Annotated in this window: 3 protein-coding genes and 1 pseudogene; all 4 read right to left on the reverse strand. The window is 61.9% G+C overall.

The features are described from left to right. Positions 1-128: pseudogene (locus tag AC1RN6_RS24050) on the reverse strand (ABC transporter ATP-binding protein); the annotation flags it as partial. A gap of 127 nt (positions 129-255) precedes the next feature. Then, the gene (locus AC1RN6_RS24055; protein ID WP_493007994.1) at positions 256-1,023 is read right to left on the reverse strand and encodes an ABC transporter ATP-binding protein; all 768 of its coding nucleotides are present in this window, start codon (positions 1,021-1,023) and stop codon (positions 256-258) included. Between the two features lie 30 nt (positions 1,024-1,053). After that, positions 1,054-2,271, reverse strand: a complete 1,218-nt coding sequence (locus AC1RN6_RS24060; RefSeq protein ID WP_493007995.1) for an ABC transporter permease subunit — start codon at positions 2,269-2,271, stop codon at positions 1,054-1,056. 30 nt (positions 2,272-2,301) lie between these two features. Next, positions 2,302-3,164 (reverse strand): branched-chain amino acid ABC transporter permease (locus AC1RN6_RS24065; RefSeq protein ID WP_493007996.1); only part of this gene is annotated, 863 nt, incomplete at its 5' end.

Raw genomic sequence — 3,164 nt, forward strand, 5'->3', positions numbered from 1 at the left:
CCGGCGCCATTGGCGCCGATCAGGGTGACCAGTTCGCCTTCGTTGACTTCCAGGCTGGCGCCTTTGACGGCCTTGATGCCGCCGTAGGCCACGCTCAGGTCTTCAATTTTTAAGATGTTCGTTGTCATGATGGTTTTCTGAACTCACTGCATCAATTAGGGTGTCGTCCCAGCGAACGCTGGGGCCCAGTGTCGTGGCGAACGCCGCAACGACGCCGGGTCCTGACTTTCGTCAGGACGACGCAAGGAGAGAGGCTTAGTGCGCGGCGCCAAGATATGCTTCAATCACGGCGGGGTTCTTCTGCACATCGGCCGGTACGCCTTCGGCAATCGGCTTGCCGTAGTCCAGCACCGTCAGCCGGTTGCACAGGCCCATCATCAGTTTGACGTCGTGTTCGATCAGCAGAATCGTCTTGCCTTCGGCCTGGATCTTGACCAACAGTTCGCGCAGGCCGAGCTTTTCAGTCGCGTTCATGCCGGCCGCCGGTTCGTCCAGCGCCAGCAGTTGCGGCTCGGTCGCCAGCGCGCGGGCAATCTCCAGTCTTCTCTGGTCGCCGTAGGACAGGTGGCGCGCGGTACGCGAGGAGAACTGGCCGATGCCGACGAAGTCGAGCAGCTTTTGCGATTTGTCTTTGATGGCGGCTTCTTCGTCGCGGGCGGCCTTGTGGCGGAACACGGCGCCGAAGACGTTTTGTTTGGTGCGCACGTGGCAGCCGACCATGACGTTTTCCAGTACGGTCATGTCGCCAAAGAGGCGGATGTTCTGGAAGGTGCGGGCGATGCCGGCCTTGGCCACTTCATGCGGGGCGCTGGGGCTGTAGGGCTTGCCGGCCAGCTCGAAACTGCCGGTGTCGGGCTGGTACAGGCCGGTGATGACGTTGAAGAAGGTGGTCTTGCCGGCGCCGTTGGGGCCGATCAGGCCGTAGATCTGGCCTTGTTCAATGGTCAGGCTGACGCCCGACAGGGCTTGCAGGCCGCCGAAGCGTTTGCTGACGTCGGCGATTTTTAACAGGGTGGTGCTCATGGTGGTCCTCTGTGTGCTGTTCGTCGATGATTACGCTTTGACCACGCCCACGGCGGCGTCGCCATGCGGGTGGTCGGCTTCGGGGCGGTCTTCGTGCTTGGGCGAGGGCCACAGGCCGGCAGGACGGTTCAACATGATGATGACCATGGCCAGGCCGTAGAGCAGCTGGCGCAGCACTTCGGCGTCGATCCAGACTTTGCCGAACAGGCTCATCTGCACCGGTTCGACCACGTGGCGCAGCACTTCGGGCAAGGCGGCGAGAATGATGCCGCCCAGCACCACGCCGGGGATGTGGCCGATGCCGCCCAGCACCACCATGGCGAGTACCGCAATCGATTCGGTCAGGGAGAAGGATTCGGGCGATACAAAGCCCTGGAAGGAGGCGAACATGGCGCCGGCCACGCCGCCGAACGAGGCGCCCATGGCGAACGCCAGCAGCTTCACATTGCGCGTGTTGATGCCCATGGCCTTGGCGGCGATTTCGTCTTCGCGGATCGCGACCCAGGCACGGCCCAGACGCGAGTCCTGCAGGCGGATCGAGAAGAAGATCACGCCGATGCACAAGAGCAGGAACAGGAAGTAGTAGGCGTTCACCGAGGGCATACTGATGCCGAGGAATTTGACGATGGAGCCGGAGCCGGGTTCGCCGGCCAGCGAGACGCCGAAGACGCGGATCGGGTCAATCAGGTTAATCCCTTGCGGCCCGTTGGTGATGTTGACCGGGGCGTTGAGGTTGTTCATGAAGATGCGGATGATTTCACCGAAGCCGAGCGTGACGATGGCGAGGTAGTCGCCGCGCAGTTTCAAAGTCGGTGCGCCCAGCAGTGCGCCGAACACGGCGGCAATCAATGCCGACAGCGGCACGATGATCCACAGCGACAGGTGGATGCCGCTCTGCACGATCTGCGGTCCGCACACCATGACGAGGAAGTTGCCCACCGCCGGGTAGGTATTGACGAAGGATTGCAGCACGTCGGCGAACTGGGGCGAGGCCAGCAAACCGGCGGTGTAGGCGCCGATGGCGTAGAAGGCGATGTAGCCCAGGTCCAGCAGGCCGGCAAAGCCCACCACCACGTTCAGGCCCAGGGCCAGCATGATGTAGAGCAAGGCCATGTCCATGATGCGCACCCAGGAGTTGCCGAACATGCTGGCAACGAACGGGAAGGCGATCATGACGATCAGGAGCGCTGCCAGGCTGATCCTGGCCTGCTGCGGGTTGCGTTTCTTGTCGAAGGTGAGGAAGGCCATGTCGGTCTCTCTTTGAGTATCTGTTTTAACTTAAGCGCGGTCTGCTACGCGTTCACCCATAATCCCCGAAGGACGCAGTGTGAGAACGATGATCAGCACGATGAAGGCGAAGATGTCCTGGTAGTTGCTGCCCAGGAAGTCGCCCGTCAGATCGCCGATGTAGCCGGCGCCCAGACTTTCGATCAGGCCCAGCAGAATGCCGCCCAGCATGGCGCCGTAAATATTGCCGATACCGCCCAGCACCGCTGCCGAGAAGGCTTTCAGACCCGGTACGAAGCCCATGGCGAATTGCGCTGTCGAATAATTGGCGGCCCACATGACGCCGGCAATCGCTGCCAGCGCGGCGCCGATGATGAAGGTGACCACGATCACGCGGTTGGAGTCCACGCCCATCAACCCGGCAATGCGCGGGTTCTCGGCGGTGGCGCGCATGGCGCGGCCCATCTTGGTTTTCTCAACGATCAGCACCAGGCCGATCATCGCGGCCAGGGCCAGCAGCAACAGCATGATCTGCGTTGGCGAGATCAGCGCGCCGGCGATATGCACCGGGTCCGACGGCATGATTTGCGGGAACGGCACCGGGCTGCGGCCCCAGATCATCATGGCCAGCGTTTGCAGCAGGATCGATACGCCAATCGCAGTGATCAGCGGCGCCAGACGCGGGGCGTTGCGCAAGGGACGATAGGCCACTCGTTCGATGATCATGCTGACAATCACGCACACGGGGATCGCGCCGATGATGGCGATGATCAACTTGACGATGCCCGGCAAGTCCGGCGCCACGTGCTGCACCAGTTTCAGAATGCTCAAACCGGCCATCGCTCCGATCATCAGCACGTCCCCGTGCGCAAAATTGATCAGGTTCAAGACCCCGTACACCATCGTGTAACCCA

Source organism: Herbaspirillum sp. GW822-FHT03A08 (assembly GCF_058801885.1).